3 protein-coding genes and 1 pseudogene are annotated in these 5,859 nt (G+C 55.2%); all 4 read right to left on the bottom strand.

The genetic code is table 11. The annotated features are described in order from the left end of the window. Positions 1-62: 62 nt before the first annotated feature. On the bottom strand, positions 63-1,289 hold the full coding sequence (locus J8I34_RS33005; protein ID WP_209808403.1) for an amino acid aminotransferase: 1,227 nt from the start codon (positions 1,287-1,289) through the stop codon (positions 63-65). 639 nt (positions 1,290-1,928) lie between these two features. After that, positions 1,929-3,107 (bottom strand): pyridoxal phosphate-dependent aminotransferase, encoded by a 1,179-nt coding sequence (locus J8I34_RS33000; RefSeq protein ID WP_209808402.1) that lies wholly within the window; start codon positions 3,105-3,107, stop codon positions 1,929-1,931. Between the two features lie 57 nt (positions 3,108-3,164). Further along, entirely contained in the window at positions 3,165-4,283 is a 1,119-nt protein-coding gene (locus J8I34_RS32995) for a cupin domain-containing protein (protein ID WP_209808400.1), read from the bottom strand. 134 nt (positions 4,284-4,417) lie between these two features. Further along, positions 4,418-5,726 (bottom strand): annotated as a pseudogene (locus J8I34_RS32990) (MFS transporter). Between the last annotated feature and the right edge of the window lie 133 nt (positions 5,727-5,859).

Genomic DNA, 5,859 nt, shown 5'->3' with positions numbered 1-5,859 from the left:
TGTAAGGAGTCCTCAGATTAACGATTCAGCAAGTCGTCGCGCTGACGTCCACTGCCGGTATTTCAGCAGCCTGTTAGGGCAGCAACCTGCTGTCGCCGCGCCATGACTTCTGCAAGGGCCTCTGCCACGCGCGGCGCGTTCTGCTCGCTCAGACCGGCGACACAGATTCGTCCGGACTGAACCATGTAGATGGCCTTCTCATCCTTCAGCCAGAACGTCTCTTCAGGCGTGAGTCCTGTGTAACTGAACATTCCACGCTGTGTCGTCAGATAGGATGCATCCATGGAAGGAATGTTGGCTTCCATCACTTCACGCAGGATCTTCCGCATCGACTTGATGCGCACGCGCATTTGCTCAATTTCCGCTTCCCACATCTGATGCATGGTCGGATCTTCCAGAACCGTGGCGATGATGCGAGCGCCGTGAAGCGGGGGACTCGAGTAAATCGTGCGCACGATAGACTTCAACTGGCCGAGGACTCGGCCAGCGACGTCAGCATTGGCACAGACAACAGAAAGTCCGCCTACCCGCTCACCGTAGAGCGAGAAGTTTTTGGAGAATGAGTTGGATACAAAGACGGTCATGCTACGCGCAATGAGCTTCCGAATGGGAGACGCATCTTCATTTAACCCATCACCGAAGCCTTGGTAAGCCATATCCATGAACGGAATCAGCCTGCGTTGCTCCATGATGTCGACTACGCGATCCCACTGGTCCGGCGTCAGGTCGCAGCCGGTCGGATTGTGACAGCTCGGCTGCAGCAAGACAATGCTCTTCTCGGGCAAGCCGTTCAGAGTCGCAATCATTCCTTCGATGTCAACACCCTGTGTCTTTGCATCGTAGTACGGATAGACACCGACGTTGAGCCCGGCTGATTCCAGCAGCGGCCTGTGATTGTCCCATGTGGGATCGCTGATCCAAACAGCACTGTCCGGAAAGTAAGCGCGGATAAAGCGTGCCGCCACGTGCAGCGCACCGGATCCGCCAATGGTCTGAATAGTAGCAACGCGCCCTTCTCGAACTGCGTCGGTATCTTTGCCAAAAACCAGATCTTGAATGCACTCGCGCAGACGTGATAGCCCTTCCATCGGGAGATAAGTATGCGGCTGCGGATTGTTGCGCAGCGCTTGGGCCGCCTCACCCACACTGCACAAAATAGGAATGCGACCATTATCGTCGTAATACAAGCCGATTCCCAGGTTTGCCTTACCGACGGTCTCATCGGCAGCGAACTTCTCCATTAACGAGAGAATAGGGTCCCCCGCGTATGAGCCTACATGATCAAGCATTGAATTTTCTTGTCTAAAAGTCAGTTTCTGAGCACCTAACGGCGCTATCTTCCGCAAATTGCTCTCACCCGTTGCCCCGTTTTCCTTCGAGAAGCCAATCACCAATTCCCGTCCTCGCATACCGGATTCAACGATGCTCCCGGGAGGTGCCCTTGCCCTTAGATTAATCACCTTGCCATTGAGAGGTAGAGATTCCAGCTCGCTTCATCGCTGCCATATCTTCATCCAATGTGCGGTCAAGCTGGTGCGGGGACAGACGCACTCGTGTTGTAGTGAATGAATCCAATATCTCGTTGTTAGTAGGAATCGAGGCCGGAAGAGATTTCACAGTGTCGGCGCGTAGCGCGCCACGCTAGACGACAACGAACCAAGGCTTGCGTCACTGGTGAATATCCGTGTCAATCGAGAAAACCTAGACGGCGGTTCTTTTTCACAAGCTTGGCTTACCAAACACATATAAAATGTATGTCGCGTCGTAACATTAGAGGTCTTTCACATTCGACGTGTTAGAGATTCGACAACCTATGTTTGCTGGGAATGCAAGTTCCATGCTGACCGGCGGCGAGTACACACGAGGAAGACACGACGAACGTAAAAAGGCTTAGCTTTCGTTGGGTAAGACTCTCATTTCGTTTCAGTTCATTGCGGCTGCTTGCTCTCTTCGAGCCGGACAAAGAACGCGCGCAGCCTCGTCATCGCTTCCGCCAGTCTCTCCTTGGACTCTGAGCCAAAGCAGATACGGAGGTATCCCTCGCCGGCCCGGCCATAGAAGCTCCCAGCCTCCGTTGCAACTGCCACCTCCTCCAAGATCTGCTCCGCGAGGGCCTGAGAGGGAATGCCCGTCGATTCGATGTTCGCAAAGGCATAGATGCCACCTTCGGGGACAGCGCACCGGATGCCGGGAATGGCGTTCATGGCTGCCACCACGAGATCTCGCTTTTCGTTGTCCTCTTGCACAAGGCCGGCTAGCGTACCACTTTCATCTACGACGGCGGCGAGTGCACCATACTGCGCGAAGGTGTTCACGTGCGTCACGTCGTTCATGGTGATTTTCAGCATCGCTGGGATAACTTCTCGAGGCGCAACCAGATATCCCACACGCCAGCCATCCATCGCGTAGGATTTGGTGAATGCGAACATGGATACAGTTCGTGTACTCATGCCCGGCAGCGAGGCGATGCTGACATGTCGGGCATCGTCATACGTGATGTCCTCATAGACCTCGTCCGACACAACAATCAAATCGTGGCGGATTGCGATCTGAGCCAGTTCGCCCAACTCAGCGAGGCTGTAGACGCGGCCGGTTGGGTTCGAGGGATTCACCAGTACGATCATGCGGGTTCGTTCAGTGATAGCCGCCTCGATGATCTTTCCATCGATGCTGAATCCCCGATCCTTGTCCAGGGCAACCAGGATCGGGCGCGCACCAGCCAACTCAATCTTCCCGAGGTGCTGCGGATAGTGCGGTGAGAGGAGGATGACTTCATCGCCATCGTCCAGCAGTGCCATGAAGGCGGCGAAGGCTGCGTGGGTCAGCCCATTGGTCACGAGGATCTGTTCGGGCGAGACATCGAGTCCGTTCTTCTTGGCCAGCTTGCGTGCGAGCGCCTCGCGAAGGATCGGTAGGCCTTGCGGATCGCTATAGTGAACCTCGCCACGTTGGAGTGCGGCGATTGTCGCCTCCTTGATGACAGCGGGTGTGTCGGCGAACGGTCGGCCGATTTCCAGGTGAATGAGGCTCCGGCCTGCACCCTCCAGGTAAGCATACATGCCAAAGGACTTCTTTGACGATGTCGAGATGCGCTTTGCGATTTTCATATCTTTAGATTCTTTTCTTGGGTCATGGTATCGGCAGACGACGGTGCAAATATCGAATCAGATCGATAGGTCGAAGTCCGCTGGCAGCGTAACCTCAAGCATCTCAAGATCCGCACTGCACTCGTCGAGGCTGTACGAGGTATTGCCAGGAATGACGATGCTGTCGTCTGCACTCAATGCGTAGGGAGTGCTGCCGGTGGTGACAGTAAGCGAGCCATTGAGGATGAAGAACAGGCAGAACTCGGTGGCGTGCAGCCGTTTGGCACTCGCTGAGGTTCTCTTCGGACGGACGAGGCGAACGCCACCCAGGCCATTTGTCGCCTCGCCGATACCGGTATCGGCCGCGATGAATCCTGGCGATTTCCAAATTTCCCAGGAAGCCTTTTCGGCGATGAATCGCACGAAACGCTGACCTTCGAACTTGTGGTCTGGCGCATACAGGCCGTTTGGCAAGACCATGTTCTGGTCCGCCATCGTGATGTGCTCCGCTGGACTACCAATCTCAACCACTTCCGCGCCGGCGGAGCTCTCGAGAACTCGATGCCGGATCATTGTCGGTTGCAAGACACAGTCGCCCGGGCTTAGAACAAACGGATCGCCTTGGCCCTCATACGCGACGCGCACCCAGCCTTTGCGGCAGAAGATCACCTGGAAGCGAGCCTTGTGATAGTGCACGTAGTCAGGAACCGGTCCACCTTCGAGGATCCGGATATGCGAAGCCACAAAGGCGCCGCCATGACGCCCTGGCAGCAGATCTCGGTAGCGAAGACCAGCCCGGCCAACTGTCCACGGCGTGCCATCGGCCTGAAGGGAGACGGAGAGCTCTTGTTTGGATTCCACCGACTGCATCGGCGGATTGGCATAGGTTAAGCGGACCTTCACGCCGTTGGGGGCGATGAGTTCGCGCACGCCTTCTCCGAGTTGGCCTGGGTCATCACAAAGCAAATGCAGTTCTTCAGCACTCGCTCGCTTGCCAGGCCGCAGAAGCACCGTCAGACCTTTTCCGGAAAGGATGGCTGTTCGCGGTGAATCAGCGGGGAAGATTGCGTCAATACGAAAGCCTAGCCGTTCGATGAAGAACTGCATGGTTGGAACAAGGTCCTCGCAGTGCAACGGAACCATAAAGCCACGGATTCCCGCTACTGACTGCTCGCCATTCGTCGTGGAGATATTCATGATTGGTGTCGAAAATTAGATGACTGAAATGATTTTGTAAAACCAAAGGGCTATCATTAAAAAATAGTCATCCGATGGCGGCCCGGTCAGGGTGCAGGCAATGCCGCGGCGTCGTGGTGAACGTGAAAGCATGGCTACTTGAATACCCGGACTCGTAGTTTCAGAAACGCGAGGCAGGAGAGACTAAGCAAAGCGCATCCGATCAGGTAGAAAGCTGGTGAAAGAGGATTGTCAGTCCGTCCGATCAGGAGGGTGACAAACCACGGTGTAAAGCCACCGAACACCATGACGCCGAGGTTGTAGCTGAAGCCTAGTCCGGTGCTGCGGATGTTCTTGGGGAACAGCGAGGACAGCAAGGCCGCGAGGGGGCCGTAGTAGATTGCTTTGAGGATGCCCGCCAGGATCATGATCGTGATGAGAACCGAAAGCTTCGGCGAGTGAACAAGCCAGGCGAAACACGGATAAATCGTAACCAGGGTAATGAGTGCGGATGCCGCCATAAGCTTCGTACGGCCGTACTGGTCTGCGGCAGCCCCCATAAATGGGGTGAGGAACATCAGAATCGCACCAGTCGTGACCGTGGCCGCAAAGCCTGTAGTGGCAGGCAAATGCAGTTGCATTACCGCATAGGTCGGCATGTAGAGAATCATGAGATAGCTTGCAGCGGTGGATACCGCCATGACTCCTGCAGCAAGTAGGATCCGAAGCTTGCAGGTACTTAGCAACGTAACAATTGGCGAGCTGGTAGATTGAAGCGGGTGCTGCTCGCTCACTTTTGCTGGCGACATGGTGTCATCGATATGCTTTCGGATGTAGAGGCCTACAGGTCCGACGAGTAGGCCGAAGACGAACGGAAGACGCCACCCCCCATTGTCGATCTGAGATTGGGTGAGAAGGGTGCTTAGCAGTAACCCTGCGCACGATGCCATCACGGTGCTCATACCTTGGCTCGAGAACTGCCAACTCGCCAAGAATGCCTTGCCGCCTGATTTCTGTTCGAACATGAGAGCGGTGCCGCTTCCGAACTCGCCCCCAGTCGAGAAGGAGATGATGATTCGCGCGGCCATCAATCCGATAGGGGCCGCAATACCAATGGTTTCGTACGTCGGGATGGTTGCGCAGATTAGCGTGCCGAACATCGTCAGCGCGAGCGACATCAATAAGCCAGCCTTTCTTCCCTTGCGATCGGCATACCGCCCCAACAGCAGCGCTCCCAGGCCTGAAAACATACGAAATACCAAGGGTTCCGAACGTCAGCATCAACGAGACTGTCTCGTTGCTCGTCGGAAAGAACAGTTTCGAGATGGTGACGGCAAAAAAGCCATAGGCTGCAAAATCGAACCATTCAAGCGCGTTGCCTATGCTCGTCGCAATAATCAGGCGCTTTAATGACCTGTTTCCTTCTTCGTCCCTGACGTGGGGAGTGGTAATGGCTGTGTTCATGGGGCGGCAGTATTTTAATGTGCTACTTCATAAAAACGTACAGCTTCGGGGAGAACGGGCTAAGTGAGGGCATAGCCTTTCTCATCCGAATCGCCTAAATCCCAGAAGATTCCAGTCATGATCTGCAGCGCTT

Source organism: Cupriavidus phytohabitans (assembly GCF_017815025.1).
Classification (GTDB): domain Bacteria; phylum Pseudomonadota; class Gammaproteobacteria; order Burkholderiales; family Burkholderiaceae; genus Cupriavidus.
Note: the sequence above shows the minus strand (reverse complement) of the source record. Positions and strands in the feature narration are given on the sequence as shown.

What these genes read in the sequence shown, in the direction of transcription:
- J8I34_RS33005 (WP_209808403.1), bottom strand. Translation starts at nt 1,289, where the DNA reads ATGCTTGATCATGTAGGCTCATACGCGGGGGACCCTATTCTCTCGTTA.
- J8I34_RS33000 (WP_209808402.1), bottom strand. Translation starts at nt 3,107, where the DNA reads ATGAAAATCGCAAAGCGCATCTCGACATCGTCAAAGAAGTCCTTTGGC.
- J8I34_RS32995 (WP_209808400.1), bottom strand. Translation starts at nt 4,283, where the DNA reads ATGAATATCTCCACGACGAATGGCGAGCAGTCAGTAGCGGGAATCCGT.